Raw genomic sequence first — 17746 nt, 5'->3', positions numbered from 1 at the left:
TGATTAGTTGTGCACCGTATGAATGTATTTCTTTTCGTTTGAAACAGAAGTTACACTATAAAACGTTGCGTAAAAATTGTTTTGCTCGTTCGTGTGATGGAGCTGAAAAGAATTGCGCTGGCGGAGCGTCTTCTACAATTTTTCCGTCGTCCATAAAAATGACGCGATCAGCTACATCTCTCGCGAAATTCATTTCATGAGTAACAATAACCATGGTCATTCCTTCTTCAGCAAGTTCTTTCATAACTTGAAGTACTTCTCCAACAAGTTCAGGGTCTAAGGCTGAGGTAGGTTCATCAAATAGCATAATTTTAGGATTCATAGCAAGAGCTCGTGCTATGGCAATACGCTGTTTTTGACCACCTGACAGGAGGTGGGGCGTTACATCTGCTTTGTCTTGTAAGCCGACTTTTTGCAGAAGCTGATTTCCGATTTCCTTTGCATTTGCTGTTTCTAATTTTTTTACATGAATAGGTGCTTCTATGATGTTTTCTAGTGAGGTCATATGGGGAAAGAGATTAAAGTGCTGAAAAACCATACCGACATTTTCACGGACTTTGTTTAAATTTGAATGCTTTGGATCAATTCGTTCACCTTGTAAGTGAATTTCACCTTCATCGTACATTTCTAAAAAGTTAAGACAGCGAAGTAATGTACTTTTACCGGAACCACTGGCACCAATTAAAACAACAACTTCTTTTTCTTGTACTTCTAAATCAATTCCTTTTAAAACATCAAGTGAGCCAAATGATTTTACTAGATTTCGAACCTGAATCATACAAAACCCCCAGTCAAAAATAAATTTTACAAATGTTGCCCCTTATTTCTGTTATTAGTCACAAATTGTCAGAATCCTTTATTTTTTTTAGTGGATTTGATATTCAAGGAAATAATAATTTTTTAAATCCCTATATCCTTCTATAATGAAAATATGGATAATAATATATAGGTAGTACTTATATTACTTATAAAAAGGGGGAAAGAAGAGATGGAAAAAGAAAGGAAGACATTTTCCTTTGGCTTACGTACACAACTTATGCTATTCACTACAGTTTTAGCTTTAATTACATATTCAACAAGTATATTTTTTATTTATGTGATATACGATTATTTTCAAAGTTATGTAAGTCAAACTGCATATAATATTATCGTTATGTTATTAGGGGTAGTATGGTCTGGAATTTTAGCATATGGAGCAGCGGTATTTTTAATTAAACCGCTTCGAAAGTTAGAGGAGGCGGCGAGAAAAGCGGCTGAAGGAGATATTCGTGAAGATGTTCCATTACCAAAGACTGATGATGAAATTAAATCTTTAAGTGTTGCATTTAATATGATGCTAGGGAACTTAAGGGGCATGGTAAAAAATATTGATACAACATTTTCGTATACAAACAATCAAGTACAGCAAATTAGAAAACAAACAGGCGAAGCAACGAAACAAGCACAAGGTGTTTCTGAAACACTTGCAGAGATTTCTTCTGGAGCTGAGCAATCAGCGGCATCCATTCAGGCAATTGTTTCTGCTGTTGATACAACAACATCAATTGCAAGTGAAGTAGAAGAGAAAGCGAAACAGTCTGATGAGTTGTCTTCAGAAATGGTTCAAGCTTTAGGGCATAGTACTCGTGTCTTTACGTCTTTAATTCAAGGTATTCAAACATTGGCGAAAGAAAATGAAGATTCAATGCAAAATGTACAGAAGTTAGAGGAAAGAATGAAACAAGTAGAACACATTGTATCTGTTGTGAGTGAGATTGCTAGCCAAACAAATTTATTAGCACTAAACGCTTCTATTGAGGCTGCTCGTGCAGGAGAGCATGGAAGAGGCTTTGCGGTTGTTGCGGAGGAAGTACGGAAACTTGCTGATGAAAGTGATCATTCTGCAAGAAACATATCGCAGTTATTACGAAATATGCAAGAGGAAGTACAACAAGTTGCAATGAAAATGACAGAACAAGTGAAAATAGCTAAAGAAGAGGCGAAACGTGGGGAAGCTACGGAATTAATTTTAAAAGAAATGTCATCAAGTATTATGGAAGTTGCTGATGCAACGAAGCAAATTAGTGGCTATATGAACGAACAAGTGAGCCACATTCATCAAACAGGAGCACAGACGAAAGCTGTGGCAGCAATTGCTGAGGAAACATCAGCTGGTTCACAAGAAGTGGCGCGTGTGACGTTGCAACAATCTAAAAATATGGTAGTAATTGATCAATTATTAAAGGATTTAGAGCAACAAGCAGAGGACTTGAAACAAACAATTGAACGATTTTCAATGTAAAAGAGAAGAACAGAATACTGTTCTTCTCTTTTTTAGCTAGATTTAATATCTATAGTTCAAAGATATAAACTATGAACGTTTCCGCAACATTCTTTTCTGTCCCTTTCGGATGAAAATTATAGTGAGCTATAATATTAAAAGGGGTGTCTTTTATGAAAAAAGAAAAAAGACAACGATTAATTAAACAATTTGTAAAAGAGTATGAAATAGAGAAACAAGAAAGATTAGTAGAATTGTTAGCAAAAAAGGATGTATTAGTAACACAAGCTACGGTTTCTCGAGATATTCGTGAGTTAAACTTAACGAAGGTACCTTCTCAAGAAGGATTGATGATATATAAAATTTTCTCAGAAGAGCATTTACAAACTGATATAAAGTTAAAGAAAAAATTACGAGAGGTTGTTGTGAAAATTGATTGTGTAGATCAATTAATAGTTATTAAAACATTACCTGGAAATGCACATGTTATTGGTGCTTTGTTTGATGAGTTAGATTGGAAAGAAAAAATAGGATGTATATGTGGAAATGATACATGCCTTATAATTTCTCAGTCGAAATCAGATAGGGAGATTTTAGAAGAAAGATTAAATTTAATTATTTAGATGCAAAGTCCTGTTTTTAATTTTTATTAAAAACAGGATTTTTGTGTAAATACGGAAGTTAAATATTCAACATATATGCGTAATATATGTATTTTCTATTAAAAAATCTGGATGGATTATTATAAAAATACAAATTAATATGATTTTAAAAAAATAACTTGTTTAATATTTCACAATGATAATGTGGATGATTTCACAAAGGTGAAAGCGCGTAGCATTTATTATGTACTTGTAAGACATCAAACATATTTAAAAGGAGGTAAAACAAATGAAGCATCCGATACATGTTACGTCTGAAATTGGGGAATTACAAACGGTTTTATTAAAACGACCTGGTAAAGAAGTGGAAAACTTAACACCAGATTATTTACAGCAATTATTATTTGACGATATTCCATATTTACCAATTATTCAAAAAGAGCATGATTACTTTGCACAAACGTTACGCAATCGGGGTGTTGAAGTTCTTTATTTAGAAAAACTAGCCGCTGAGGCGTTAGTAGATAAAAAACTTCGAGAAGAATTTGTTGATCGTATTTTAAAAGAAGGACAGGCCGACGTAAATGTTGCACATCAAACTTTAAAAGAATATTTACTTTCCTTTTCAAATGAAGAATTAATTCAAAAAATTATGGGCGGTGTACGGAAAAACGAAATTGAAACAAGTAAGAAGACACATTTATATGAATTAATGGAAGATCACTATCCGTTTTACTTAGACCCAATGCCTAATTTATATTTTACTCGAGATCCAGCAGCTAGTGTGGGTGATGGCTTAACGATAAATAAAATGAGAGAACCAGCGCGTAGACGTGAATCATTATTCATGGAGTACATCATTAAATATCATCCAAGATTTGCAAAACATAATGTACCAATCTGGTTAGATCGTGATTATAAATTTCCAATTGAAGGTGGCGACGAGCTAATTTTAAATGAAGAAACAATTGCGATTGGAGTATCTGCTCGTACTTCAGCTAAAGCAATTGAACGTTTAGCTAAAAATCTCTTTAGTCGACAAAATAAAATTAAGAAAGTATTAGCAATAGAAATTCCAAAATGCCGAGCATTTATGCATTTAGATACAGTATTTACAATGGTTGATTATGACAAGTTCACAATTCATCCAGCTATTCAAGGGCCAAAAGGGAATATGAATATTTATATTTTAGAAAAAGGACCAGATGAGGAAACACTCAAAATTACACATCGTACTTCTTTAATGGAAGCATTAAAAGAAGTATTAGGCTTAAGTGAATTAGTTCTTATTCCATGTGGAGGAGGAGATGTAATTGCTTCTGCTCGTGAACAATGGAATGATGGCTCGAATACATTAGCAATCGCGCCAGGTGTGGTTGTTACATATGATCGCAACTATGTATCTAATACGTTATTACGGGAACACGGTATAGAAGTGATTGAGGTGCTAAGTTCGGAATTATCTCGTGGTCGTGGGGGTCCACGTTGCATGAGTATGCCAATTGTTCGTAAAGATATCTAGTATAAATAACGGAGAAAGTAGGGATGAAGTATGTTAATGACGAGATCAAATTTAAAAGGAAAAAGCTTTCTAGCAGAAAAAGATTTTACACAAGAAGAATTGTTATATTTTCTAGATTTGGCAGCAGAATTAAAAGAGAAAAAGAAAAATGGTATCCCTCATCATTATTTAGAAGGTAAAAATGTAGCGCTCTTATTTGAAAAAACTTCCACTCGTACGCGTTGTGCATTTACAGTAGCATGTACAGATTTAGGAGCGAATCCTGAATATTTAGGGAAAGGTGATATTCAGCTTGGGAAAAAAGAATCTGTAGAGGATACAGCAAAAGTGTTAGGGCGTATGTTTGACGGAATTGAGTTTCGTGGATTTAATCATGAAACTGTAGAATCTTTAGCACAAAATTCTGGTGTGCCAGTTTGGAATGGATTAACAGACATGTGGCATCCAACACAAACACTAGCAGATTTATTAACAATTAGAGAACATGTAGGGAAATTGAAAAATGTGAAGCTCGTTTACGTTGGAGATGGACGAAATAATGTTGCTAATAGCTTACTAGTTGGTGGCGCAATCGTTGGAATGGATGTACGTATTTGTACACCGGAAACTTTATGGCCTGCACAAGAAGTAATAGATTTAGCAAAAAAATATAATGAACAGGTAATGATAACAAGTAATGTGGAAGAAGCTGTTGCGAATGCAGATGTAATTTATACAGATGTATGGGTGTCTATGGGGGAAGAAGAAAAATTTGCTGAACGTGTCGAGTTATTGAAACCTTATCAAGTAAATATGAAAATGATTAAAGAAACAGGGAATGAAAACGTGATTTTCTTACATTGTTTACCTGCATTTCATGATGTCGAAACGATGTATGGCGAAGAAGTTTATGAGAAATATGGGTTGAAAGAAATGGAGGTAACTGACGAAGTATTCCGCAGTAAACATTCAAAAGTATTTGATCAAGCTGAAAATAGAATGCATACAATTAAAGCGGTTATGGCAGCTACTTTAGGAAACATGGAGTAAAGAAGAAAGGGAGTATTCCTTTCTTCTTTCTCCTCCTTTAGACACTATCATTCACTATTGCTTTTGTATTGTTATTGCAATTAAAGAGAGGTGAGTGGAATGGGTGAAGATAAGAAACTAGGGTTGTTTACATTAACGGCTCTTGTAGTGGGGTCTATGATTGGCGGTGGAGCCTTTAATTTAGCAAGTGATATGGCAAAAGGTGCTGGAGCTGGAGCCATTATTATTGGCTGGGTTATAACAGGAATTGGGATGATTGCACTTGGATTATCTTTTCAAAATCTAACTGTAAAACGGCCAGATTTAGATGGTGGTATTTTTAGCTATGCAAAAGCAGGGTTTGGTAATTTTATGGGGTTTAATAGTGCGTGGGGATACTGGCTATCTGCTTGGCTTGGGAATGTAGCTTACGGCACATTATTGTTTTCTTCATTAGGATATTTCTTCCCGATCTTTGAAGGCGGGCAAAATGTAGCGTCCATTATTGGTGCAAGCGTATTATTATGGTGTGTTCACATGTTAATTTTACGTGGAGTTCAATCAGCAGCACTTGTGAATTTAGTAACTACAATCGCAAAATTAGTACCTGTATTTGTATTTATTGTCATAGGAATCTTCGCGTTTCATATTGATACGTTCTTAGATGGATTTTGGGGGCAAACTGGTTCTTTTTCATGGGGAGCAGTTGGCAGCCAAGTTAAAAGTACAATGCTTGTAACTTTATGGGTATTTATTGGGGTAGAAGGTGCTGTTGTTTTATCCAGTCGAGCAAAAGATAGAAGTGATGTAGGGAAAGCAACGGTTATTGGCTTAATTGGTACACTCATCATTTACATTTTAATCACATTATTGTCTCTTGGACTTATGCAGCAAGCAGATATTGCTGGTTTGAAAAATCCGGCTATGGCTTATTTATTTGAAAGTGTTGTTGGAAAATGGGGTGCTATCTTTATTAATTTAGGTTTAGTCATCTCTGTATTAGGTGCTTGGTTAGGTTGGACTTTGCTCGCTTCTGAAATTCCATATTTAGCGGCTAAAGATGGAGTATTTCCAAAATGGTTCGCAAAAGAAAATAAAAATAAGGCTCCAGTAAATTCATTATGGATAACAAATGGTTTAATTCAAATGTTCTTGTTAACATTCGTCGTTTCTGATCAGGCGTATAACTTTGCATTCTCTTTAGCATCTTCAGCTATTTTAATTCCATATGCTTTTTCAGCATTTTATCAACTGAAGCATAGCTTAAAGTCTGAGGAAATAGATCGAAATAAAAATATAGTAATTGGCTTGATAGCAAGTATTTATGGCGTTTGGTTAGTTTATGCAGCTGGTTTAGAGTATCTACTATTAACAATGACTTTATATGCGCCAGGTATTTTTATTTTTTACAATGTTCAAAAGCAAAAGAGTTCGAAGCAAATATTTACTCGAGTGGAATTAGCATCATCCGTAGCAATTGGTGCTTTAGCATTTTTTGCGATTTATGGATTAATTACAGGCAGCATTACTTTATAAAGCTCTGTGAAAACGAAATAAACTGGAGGGCTGAAATATGGCACGAAGAAAAATTGTAGTTGCACTAGGGGGAAATGCGATACAGTCTGGAAAAGCTACTGCGGGAGCGCAGCAAGAAGCGTTGGAAAAAACAGCGGAACAACTTGTGAAAATAATGGAAAATGATGTAGATATAGTAATTGCACATGGAAATGGCCCACAAGTGGGGAATATTTTATTGCAGCAAAAAGCTGCAGAAACGGAAAAGACACCTGCAATGCCATTAGATACTTGTGGGGCAATGAGCCAAGGAATGATTGGATATTGGATGGAAAATGCGATTGAAAAGGCATTGAAAAAACGGAATATAAAAAAAGATGTAGCAACGGTTATAACACGCGTTGTTGTGGATAAAAAAGATGAGGCATTTAAAAATCCAACTAAACCAATTGGTCCTTTTTATACAGAAGAAGAGGCCAGAAGATTAATGGAAGAAACAAAAGCAGTGTTTAAAGAAGATGCGGGTAGAGGGTGGAGACGTGTTGTTCCATCACCGAAGCCTGTAAGTATTCATGAACATAAAGTGATTAATTCTTTGGTCGAAGATGGAAATATAGTGATAGCTGTTGGTGGTGGTGGAATTCCAGTAATTGATTCTGAAGAAGGACTAAAAGGAACTGAAGCGGTTATCGATAAAGATTTCGCTGCGCAGAAATTAGCAGAATTAGTAGATGCCGATACGCTCGTTATTTTAACTGCAGTTGATCATGTGTATGTAAATTATAATCAACCGAATCAAAAAAAATTAGAGCATGTCACAGTGAATCAATTAGAAGAATACATTGAGGAACAGCAATTTGCTGCGGGAAGTATGCTTCCAAAAATTGAAGCTGCTATCAATTTTGTTAATACAAATCCAGAACGAAAAACAATTATTACATCTTTAGAAAAAGTATATGAAGCATTAGAAGAAAAAGCTGGTACTATTATTTCAAAACAGAATGTATGCATGTATGTTTAAGTAATTATGTACGCTACTTATAAATAAAAAGAATGAAGTTAGTAACTTCATTCTTTTTATTTATTAATATTTTTTGTGCTCATTGTTCATAAAGTTTTCATGATGAAATCCAAATATATAAGTTAATTGTGATAAAATTCAACTTGAATACGCTTTCTTGATTTTTCGATCCAACATATAGCAAGAGAGAGGGAATTTTATGAATAGACGCAACGTAGTTAAAGATTTAAAGCAGTTTGAATTATTTGCTCATTTAACAGAAAAGAAATTGAAAGGTTTGACGGAGTTTGTCTATTGGCGAACTTATAAAAAGGGTCAATTTTTATTTTTAGAAGGGGATTCAAGAGAAAGAATTTACTTCATGTTAGATGGATTTATAAAGTTAGAGCGGGTAAATCAAAGTGGGAATTTATTATATGATGACTATGTAAAGAGGTATTCTATTTTTCCTTATGGTGGTATGTTTACAGACAGAGGATATAACTATACGGCAGAAGCGATGACAGATGTAGAGGTCTATTATATTCCGACAGTAATTTTTGAAGATATGGTGAAATCTAGTAGGACACAATTAATGTATGTTGTTCAGCAATTATCATCCATATTAAAGCTAAACGAAAATCGAGTCCAAAATATTACAATTCCTAATGCACAAGATCGGGTCATTCAAACATTAAATTATTTAATGCAGGATTTAGGAGAACAGAGTGGCGAAACGATTGTAATTTCCTGCCCACTTACAACAATTGAAATATCGAAAATATCTGGTACGTCTCGAGAGACGGTTAGTAGCGTATTAAAACAATTAAAAAATGATAGTATTGTTACAATTCTAGATAAAAAAATTACAATACATAATCCAACATATTTTGAGGAAATCTCTATGTGAAAATTGTAGATTGATTTTTTAATTCATATTGTATATTAATAAGGTTCTTTATATATTAATAAGGAACTTTTTTACGTTATCCCCTATAAAAAGATTGTATAGTATAGTAATAGTGGCTAAAATCGATAATAAAAACAAAGTGAAGGGGAGAAGGAATGATTCGCATTGAGTATGATCGATTAGTAGCTATTTTTTACAGTATAGGGGTTATATTATTATTAAAAATTCCAAATGATAATGAATTAATAGGGGAAAAGCTATTTAATCTCTATAAGGTTCCGATACATACGGATATTTATATGAATTACAAAGTTTCAAATATATTGATTGTTTCTTTCTTACTACATGTAATTGCATTTATATTATTTTTAAAATGGCTAGGAAAAAAGGAGCCTAGTACATTTAGAAAAATGAATAAGATAAAAGTAGTAGGTATTAGTATTTTGATTTTAATGATGCCGTTTATTTTAAATAACATCCTCCAGACATTGAATAAAACATGGTACTACGCAGGAAAAACAGGCTTAGAAGCAATAGAATATAAAAAAGACGATAGCCAGTGTAGAATGGAGAAAAATGGAGAGGATATCGAACGAAGGTGCATTGTTACTTTAAAAAATTATCGTAATCATTCACAAGCATTAAAAGTTGTTTTATATGAGGATTCAAAAAGTTATCCAGTACCAAATCCAATCTATTTACAAAAACATGAGACAAAGCAAGTCGAATTTCAAATTCCTGTTGTTTATAGTAGCGGTATTGAAAAAGATGAAGTTCCAAATATTAAAATACATTCATTGCATGAAAATGATACGAAATAAAATTAATCCGTAAGTAAAAGTTTATGAGTAGGAGCAATAATTTGAAACGATATAGAAAATCAACTTGAATCATCCGACATGCTACGAGGTAATGGCATATTGGATGATTTTTTATTTTATACCCTTTTTACGTATGAAAAGGTGGGATACAAAAGAGAAAAATTTTCGTAACTATGATGTAAGCTTCTTAGCCGAAATGGTATACGACGTTCGCGTGCTCGTTTTAAAGTGTTACAGATATCATTTTTATTTTGACAAAAAACAATAATACAAGGGAGTTTTGGAATCCTTAAATTTAAATTCATTTGGGCTACGTCATAGCAGGGTCTGAGAGAACAATGTTACGACCTGTTAATTTTGTTTGTTTGAATTTATCGATACTTTCTAAGATCAGCAGTTCTTTTTATTAATGTATGAAAATCGTATGTAACGTGCGTGGACAAGAGTAGGTGAGGAATGAGATTTGCTTTTGTGAGAAATAAATAAAGCATAAGAATAAAGAATCTACATAGAGTTCAATGAAAACAGTTGCAAACTATTCATATTTTGTTATGATAGTGTTACGAAAACGTTTGCATAAAATTATGATGAGATGCAAAAGGAGAGAATGACTATGAATAAGACATGGTGGAAAGAAGCGGTTGCTTATCAAATTTATCCACGTAGCTTTATGGATTCAAATGGCGATGGTATTGGAGATTTACAAGGTATTATTGCGAAACTGGATTATTTAAAAGATTTAGGTATAGATGTAATTTGGATTTGTCCAATGTATAAGTCACCTAATGATGATAATGGTTATGACATTAGTGATTATCAAGATATCATGGATGAGTTTGGTACGATGGAAGACTTTGATGCTTTACTAGATGAAGTTCATAAGCGTGATATGAAGCTTATTATTGATTTAGTTATTAATCATACAAGTGATGAACACCCATGGTTTATTGAGTCTCGTTCATCTAAAGACAATCCGAAGCGTGATTGGTATATTTGGCATGATGGTAAAGATGGTGCGGAACCAAACAACTGGGAAAGTATTTTTAACGGTTCGGCATGGGAATATGATGAAGTAACAGGACAATATTATTTACACTTATTCTCGCGTAAACAACCAGATTTAAACTGGGAGAATAAAGAAGTTCGCGAAGTGTTATACGATACAGTTAATTGGTGGCTTGATAAAGGAATTGATGGTTTCCGCGTGGATGCAATCAGCCATATTAAAAAAGAGGATGGCTTCAAAGATATGCCAAATCCAAAAGAACTGAAGTATGTACCATCTTTTGATAAACATATGAATGTAGATGGTATTCAACCTTTACTAGAAGAGTTAAAAGAAAATACATTTTCTAAGTACGATATTATGACTGTTGGCGAAGCGAATGGCGTTAAGATTGAAGATGCTGAGCTTTGGGTTGGAGAAGAGCAAGGCAAGTTCAATATGGTATTCCAATTTGAACATTTAAGCTTATGGGATGCAGAAAAGAAGAAAGATCTTGATGTTGTAGGACTGAAAAAAGTATTAACGAAATGGCAAAAAGGTCTAGAAAATAAAGGATGGAATGCTTTATATATTGAGAATCACGATAAGCCACGTATCGTTTCAACTTGGGGAGATGATAAACAATATTGGCGTGAAAGTGCAACAGCTCTAGGGGCAATGTATTTCTTTATGCACGGTACACCATTCATTTACCAAGGACAAGAAATTGGGATGACAAATGTTCAATTCCCAAATATTGAAGATTACGATGATGTAGCAATTAAAAATTTATATCGTGAGAAAATTGCAGAGGGCGTATCACATCAAGATATGATGGAAATTATATGGGCTTCTTGCCGCGATAATTCACGTACACCTATGCAGTGGAACGATGAGATGAATGCTGGCTTCACAACAGGTACACCTTGGTTTGGTATGAATCCAAGCTATAAAGAAATTAATGTTGAAAAGCAAAAAAATGAAGAGAACTCTATTTTCAATTTCTATAAGAAAATGATTGCCTTGAAAAAAGAGCATGATGTACTGAATTACGGTACGTACGATTTACTTTTAGAAGATGATCTGCAAATTTATGCATATACTCGTACATTAAATGATGAAAAAATTATTGTAATTAGTAATATCTCAAAAGAGGAAGCTGTATATAATGAGGATTCATTCGCACTAGAACGCAAACGTTTGCTTTTAAATAACTACGAAGTTGCGGAACATGAACAAGTAACTACAATCATGTTAAAGCCTTATGAAACAAGGGTTTATCGCATTTCATAATAAAAAAGGATGCTCCTAGAGCATCTTTTTTTATGAAAAAAAATAAATTTCTATTGCAAAGTGAAAACGCTTTTATTAAAATAGATTTATGAAAACGGTTGCGTAAAGATAAAAATGAAGTAACATAAGGAATCGTTTTCACAATAGAAACAGAAATTATAATTTAAATTATTATGTTGTTATAAATAAAGGGGAGGAAGAACAGATGAAAATTACGTCTTTTGATTTTTGGCAAAAGTTCGGGAAAGCATTATTAGTTGTTGTAGCTGTAATGCCAGCAGCTGGTTTAATGATTTCTATCGGTAAGTTAATTGGGATGTCTGCTGGGGATATTAACGCAGTTCATACGATCGCTCGCGTAATGGAAGACATCGGTTGGGCAATTATTACAAATCTGCACATCTTATTCGCAGTAGCAATTGGGGGATCTTGGGCGAAAGACCGTGCAGGTGGTGCATTCGCAGCGCTTTTAGCATTCGTCTTAACGAACAGAATTACAGGAGCTATATTTGGCGTAAACGCTGAAATGTTAGCGGATTCAAAAGCGAAAGTTTCTTCAGTATTAGCAGGGGATTTAATTGTAAAAGATTACTTTACTTCTGTACTTGGTGCACCAGCATTAAACATGGGAGTTTTCGTAGGGATTATCACAGGTTTCTTAGGAGCTACTTTATATAACAAGTATTATAACTATAACAAATTGCCACAGGCATTAGCATTCTTTAACGGAAAACGATTTGTACCATTCGTTGTAATTGTTTGGTCTACAGTCACTGCAATTGTATTATCACTTTTATGGCCATTCATCCAAAGTGGATTAAATGAATTTGGTCGCTGGATTGCAGCTTCAAAGGATAGTGCACCAATTGTTGCACCATTTGTATATGGAACATTAGAGCGTTTACTATTACCATTCGGTTTACATCATATGTTAACAATTCCGATGAACTACACAGAGCTAGGCGGAACATATACGATGTTAACTGGCTCAAAAATTGGACAAGTTGTAGCAGGACAAGATCCTTTATGGCTTGCATGGATTACAGATTTAAATAACTTATTAGCAAATGGAGATACAAAAGCATATAACGATTTATTAAATAATGTTGTACCAGCCCGATTCAAAGCTGGACAAGTTATCGGTTCATCAGCAGCGTTAATGGGTATTGCATTCGCAATGTTCCGTAATGTTGATAAAGAAAAACGTGCAAAATATAAACCAATGTTCTTATCAGCAGCGTTAGCAGTATTCTTAACGGGTGTAACAGAACCAATTGAATTCATGTTCATGTTTATTGCTCCAGTATTATATGTTGTATATGCAATTACAACAGGACTTGCATTCGCATTAGCGGATTTAATTAACTTACGTGTTCACGCATTTGGATTTATTGAATTAATTACTCGTACACCGATGATGGTTAATGCAGGACTAACAAGAGATTTAATCAATTTCGTTATCGTTTCATTAGTATTCTTCGGTCTGAACTTTACATTATTCAATTTCTTAATTAAAAAGTTCAACTTACCAACACCAGGACGTGCAGGTAACTACATTGATAATGAAGATGAGTCATCAGAGGGAACAGGAAATGTACAAGATGGTTCATTAGCAACAAAAGTTATTGATTTATTAGGTGGAAAAGAAAATATTGCTGACGTAGATGCTTGTATGACTCGTTTACGTGTAACAGTAAAAGATTTAGATGTTGTTGCACCAGAAGCGCAGTGGAAACAAAATGGTGCTTTAGGACTTATCGTAAAAGACAAAGGTGTACAAGCAGTATATGGTCCGAAAGCTGACGTATTAAAGTCAGACATTCAAGATATGTTAGGTGCGTAATAATATGAAATTGCTAACTTTAAACTGTCACTCTTGGCAAGAAGAAAATCAAATAGAAAAGATAAAATATCTTGCTAAAGTCATTCAAGAAGAAGAGTATGATGTCATCGCATTACAAGAAGTAAGTCAGTCGATAGGGGCTGAAAATGTATGCGGTAACAAGAAAGAAGATAATTTTGGACTTTTACTATTAGAAGAGTTAAAAGCGTTACATGTAAAAGATTACAATATTACTTGGGATTTCTCTCATATTGGTTATGATGTGTATGAAGAAGGATTAGCGATTGTAACGAAACATAATGTTATAAAAGAAGATACGTTCTTTATTTCAGAAAATAAGGACACGGCGTATTGGAAAACACGCAAAGTTGTAAGTGCAACAATTGCTTATAATGGTAAGAACATCACGTTTTACTCTTGCCACCTCGGTTGGTGGAATGATGAAGAAGAATCATTTGAAGGTCAAGTTAATCGTTTAATGGAGCGTGTAGATAGCAATGAACTATCCTTCTTAATGGGTGATTTTAATAATAACGCCCGTTTGCAAGGTGAGGGTTATGAATATATGATGCAAAAAGGTTTGTATGACACGTATGAACTAGCAATAGAGAAGGATGAAGGGACAACTGTCCAAGGTGAGATTGCTGGTTGGGATGAAAATAAACATAATTTACGAATCGATTTAATATTGTGTAACCAAAGTGAAAAAGTTCGTTCTTCAAAAGTCATTTTTAATGGTACAAACCGAAATGTAATTTCAGATCATTTCGGTGTAGAAGTACAAGTAGATATATAATAGAAGAAATCCTCACAGATGATGAAAAGCTGTGAGGATTTTTTTGAGGAATACAAGTATTTCCAAGAGAAAATACTTGTATTTTTTATGACATTTCCTATATATTTGTTATTATTGAATGTAAAACCGATTTGGTCATTTTGTATTCATACTTTGACTGACTTCGTTATATAATGTAGTAAGTCAAAGTTAATGGGAAAAAATAGTTCGTTTTTGGTTAATCCACGATGTAGAAAGTGATATAATTGCAAAATGTATGTATCATTTTCTAAAGAAGGAAAAATATATAATTAGGTGATAACTTCTATGAAACAAATTTGGCGTATTTATAAGACAGATTTACGGAATGTAGCTAAACATTGGGCTGCAATTGTTATTGTTTTAGGGTTAATGATTTTACCATCCTTATATGCATGGTTTAACATTAAAGCTTCTTGGGATCCGTACGGAAATACAAAAGAGGTTCCCATTGCAGTTTCTAACCAAGATGCAGGCTCTAATTTAAGAGGGAAAGATATTAATATTGGTGACGAGATTGTAGATTCTCTTAAGAAAAACAAAAATCTTGGTTGGAAATTTGTAGATGAAAAGCAGGCAATTTACGGAGTTGAACGCGGGGATTACTATGCTAGCATTACAATTCCAAAAGACTTCTCTAAAAAGATTGCAACTGTTCTGGATGAAAATCCACAGAAGCCGGAACTGGATTACTATGTAAACGAAAAAGTAAATGCGATTGCACCAAAAATTACAGCAAAAGGTGCATCGGGTATTACAGAAGAAATTAGTAAAAACTTTGTTAAAACAGCAAACGGTGAGATTTTTAAAATCTTCAATGACCTTGGAATCGATTTAGAAACAAACTTACCAAGTATTGAGAAAGTAAAAGATCTTGTATTTAAGTTAGAAGCGCAGTTCCCAGAAATGAATACATTGATGGATAAGGCGTTAGATGATGCGACACGAGCAGAAGATGTTGTGAAAGTGGCACAGAAAGATTTACCTGTTGTAGAGAGTGTAATAAATGATGGACAGGAAGCGTTAGCGAACTTAGATAAGTTCTTTGCAAGACAAGATCAAACATTAAAAAATGCTCCAGGGACGATAAGAAATGATTTAGTAGCAGCAAAAGGCGTTATGGATAGTGCGGCTGCATTTACTGACTTTTTAATGAATCCAGGTGTAGAATTAAATATTCCTGACTTGTCTGGAATGAATGGATTACCTGAATTCCCAGCGAGACCAGATCTTTCTAAGTTGAATAGTGATGGTTATAAGAGTATAGCGCAAAATATTAATCAAACAGTAAATAATGTTTTAAGTTCATCACGTGCAGGAACAGCTTATGCACAAAGTGTTATGGATGGATTGCAAAATGGAAGCGTTGATCCAGAGATAGCCAAGAAAAATATTTCGACTATATCTAATAATCTTCAAACACATATTGACAATCTTTCTTATGTAATTGATGTTATGGCTCGTTTAGAGCAAGGGGCTCAAACTGAGTTTGGACAAAATTTCTTTAAAACAAGAAAAGAGCATTTAACGGATATTAAGAATGGACAACAAGATTTAAATAATCGTTTTAAACGTTTAAACGATTTAATTAGCACAGGTCAAGAAGTTAAACAAGATGTGCGTGATGGAATCAATCAGAAATTAAATGAAACAAATGCTTTAATCGATCGAGCTGAAAAAGATTACAATGAAACGTTTGTAGCTGATTATAAAAAGGCAGTTAGCGCAGTAGATCAAGCTAAAGCCGATGCAAATCAAATATATGATAATGCAAAAGCAGATTATGATAAAGCGAAAAATAGCCTCGAAGGTGCAAAAGCAGATTTACAAAAAGCAAAAGAGGATGTACAAAATAGAGGTATTAACGGTTTAGATTCAACGAAAGTAGCTTTAAATAGCTTAAATGGTCAATTCCAATCTGGAATCGGTTTAATTGATGATATGATTCCAGTTCTAGAAAGTACAAATAAGGTTTTAGCAGATGTAAATAGTGATAAAAACCTTAATAATGGAATTGCGAAATTAAATAAAGCGAAAAGTAGTCTGCAAAAGGGTGTAGAGGCAACAAATAAGGGAATTACACTTCTTAATAATGGCCAGAAACCTACAAAAGATGTAATTGAAAGTATTAACAACGCTGCGAAGGGCGGATCAGCTCAATTAACAGATGTATTATCGACGTATGATTCAGAAATTGTGCCTAATTTCAATACAGCGATTGCTCGTACAAAAGAGATGTCGAAAAATACAACTCAGATTTTAAATGATGCAGATAAAAAGCTTCCAGATGTTAAAAAGTTACTAGAAGATTCATCAAAAGGCTTAGTAGACGGTAGAAAAAAATTAGCAGATATTAAAGCTGAAATGCCGGAGACTGAGAAAAAGATTAAAGAATTAGCAGATAAAATTCGTGATTTTGAATCTGAAGAGGATTTAAAAGACATCATACGCTTATTGAAAAACGATGTTGAGAAGCAAAGTGATTATTTTGCGAATCCAGTAAATTTAAAAGAGAATAAATTATTTGCGATGCCGAACTACGGTTCAGCAATGTCACCATTCTATACAGTGCTTGCATTATGGGTAGGCGCATTATTAATGGTTTCGTTATTAACAGTAGAAGTACATGAAGAGGGCGCGAATTATAAGAGCCATGAAATTTACTTCGGACGTTTATTAACATTCTTAACGATAGGTCTTTCACAAGCGTTTATCGTATCGATGGGAGATATATTCTTACTCGGTACGTACGTAGTCGATAAGTTCTGGTTTGTGTTATTTAGTTTATTTATTGGTGGAGTCTTCGTTTGTATCGTATACTCACTCGTTTCTATTTTCGGAAACGTTGGGAAATCGATGGCGATCATTTTACTTGTACTGCAAGTAGCAGGATCGGGCGGAACATTCCCAATTCAAATGACACCAGCGTTCTTCCAAGCAATTTATCCATTCTTACCGTTCACATATGCAATTAGTGCAATTCGTGAAACAGTAGGCGGAATGCTGTGGGATATCGTAACGCGAGATTTACTTGTATTAAGTGCTTTCGTAGTAGTTATGATTGTTGCTGCGTTATTACTGAAAACACCAATTAACAAATCGAGTGAAAAATTCGTTGAGAACGCAAAAGGAAGTAAAATCATTCACTAAAATAAAAGGTTCCTACCGATAGA

At 34.0% G+C, this 17746-nt stretch carries 13 protein-coding genes and 2 pseudogenes; 13 read left to right on the top strand and 2 right to left on the bottom strand.

Going from position 1 to position 17746, the window contains the following annotated elements; translation table 11 throughout:
- Positions 1 to 55: 55 nt before the first annotated feature.
- A complete protein-coding gene (locus tag ACZ76X_RS22940) occupies positions 56 to 778 on the bottom strand; it encodes an amino acid ABC transporter ATP-binding protein (RefSeq protein WP_048567175.1) in 723 nt (240 codons plus the stop codon).
- 210 nt (positions 779 to 988) lie between these two features.
- On the opposite strand from ACZ76X_RS22940, the pseudogene ACZ76X_RS22935 reads away from it, so the two are divergent.
- From ACZ76X_RS22935 to ACZ76X_RS22895, 9 genes and pseudogenes are all read left to right on the top strand, one after another.
- A pseudogene (locus ACZ76X_RS22935) lies at positions 989 to 1339 on the top strand (HAMP domain-containing protein); the annotation flags it as partial.
- The gene (locus ACZ76X_RS22930; protein ID WP_479851820.1) at positions 1331 to 2281 is read left to right on the top strand and encodes a methyl-accepting chemotaxis protein; all 951 of its coding nucleotides are present in this window, start codon (positions 1331 to 1333) and stop codon (positions 2279 to 2281) included. The pseudogene ACZ76X_RS22935 and the gene ACZ76X_RS22930, both read left to right, overlap by 9 nt.
- Before the next feature lie 152 nt (positions 2282 to 2433).
- Entirely contained in the window at positions 2434 to 2883 is a 450-nt protein-coding gene (gene argR / locus ACZ76X_RS22925; protein WP_098668779.1) for an arginine repressor, read from the top strand.
- Between the two features lie 268 nt (positions 2884 to 3151).
- Entirely contained in the window at positions 3152 to 4384 is a 1233-nt protein-coding gene (gene arcA, locus ACZ76X_RS22920) for an arginine deiminase (protein WP_097844125.1), read from the top strand.
- A 30-nt stretch (positions 4385 to 4414) separates the two neighbouring features.
- Complete coding sequence (gene argF, locus ACZ76X_RS22915) at positions 4415 to 5413, top strand: ornithine carbamoyltransferase (protein WP_479851769.1); 999 nt, start codon at positions 4415 to 4417, stop codon at positions 5411 to 5413.
- 99 nt (positions 5414 to 5512) lie between these two features.
- Complete coding sequence (gene arcD, locus ACZ76X_RS22910; RefSeq protein WP_479851768.1) at positions 5513 to 6928, top strand: arginine-ornithine antiporter; 1416 nt, start codon at positions 5513 to 5515, stop codon at positions 6926 to 6928.
- 37 nt (positions 6929 to 6965) lie between these two features.
- Positions 6966 to 7928, top strand: a complete 963-nt coding sequence (gene arcC, locus ACZ76X_RS22905) for a carbamate kinase (protein WP_070805138.1) — start codon at positions 6966 to 6968, stop codon at positions 7926 to 7928.
- Positions 7929 to 8127: 199 nt separating this feature from the next.
- Positions 8128 to 8817, top strand: coding sequence for a Crp/Fnr family transcriptional regulator (locus tag ACZ76X_RS22900; protein ID WP_479851767.1), 690 nt, complete (start codon positions 8128 to 8130; stop codon positions 8815 to 8817).
- Between the two features lie 155 nt (positions 8818 to 8972).
- Complete coding sequence (locus tag ACZ76X_RS22895; protein WP_479851766.1) at positions 8973 to 9638, top strand: ABC transporter permease; 666 nt, start codon at positions 8973 to 8975, stop codon at positions 9636 to 9638.
- A 149-nt stretch (positions 9639 to 9787) separates the two neighbouring features.
- Here ACZ76X_RS22895 and ACZ76X_RS22890 read toward each other — a convergent pair.
- Positions 9788 to 10017, bottom strand: a pseudogene (locus ACZ76X_RS22890) (FAD-binding oxidoreductase); the annotation flags it as partial.
- Between the two features lie 234 nt (positions 10018 to 10251).
- Here ACZ76X_RS22890 and ACZ76X_RS22885 point away from each other — a divergent pair.
- The 4 genes from ACZ76X_RS22885 to ACZ76X_RS22870 all read left to right on the top strand — a co-directional run bounded on the left by ACZ76X_RS22885 (position 10252) and on the right by ACZ76X_RS22870 (position 17723).
- Positions 10252 to 11916 carry a glycoside hydrolase family 13 protein gene (locus ACZ76X_RS22885; protein WP_479851765.1) on the top strand — a complete coding sequence of 555 codons (1665 nt, stop codon included), beginning with the start codon at positions 10252 to 10254 and terminating at the stop codon, positions 11914 to 11916.
- Between the two features lie 205 nt (positions 11917 to 12121).
- Positions 12122 to 13759: a PTS transporter subunit IIBC gene (locus ACZ76X_RS22880; RefSeq protein WP_000705534.1), complete on the top strand. Its 1638-nt coding sequence runs from the start codon at positions 12122 to 12124 to the stop codon at positions 13757 to 13759.
- A gap of 4 nt (positions 13760 to 13763) precedes the next feature.
- Positions 13764 to 14555, top strand: coding sequence for an endonuclease/exonuclease/phosphatase family protein (locus tag ACZ76X_RS22875; RefSeq protein WP_479851764.1), 792 nt, complete (start codon positions 13764 to 13766; stop codon positions 14553 to 14555).
- Between the two features lie 306 nt (positions 14556 to 14861).
- Positions 14862 to 17723 carry a YhgE/Pip domain-containing protein gene (locus ACZ76X_RS22870; RefSeq protein WP_479851763.1) on the top strand — a complete coding sequence of 954 codons (2862 nt, stop codon included), beginning with the start codon at positions 14862 to 14864 and terminating at the stop codon, positions 17721 to 17723.
- The last annotated feature ends 23 nt before the right edge of the window (positions 17724 to 17746 follow it).

This window comes from Bacillus sp. BC05(2025) (genome assembly GCF_056725905.1).
The sequence above is the reverse complement of the archived record's forward strand: the minus strand, read 5'-3'. Positions and strand labels throughout refer to the sequence as shown.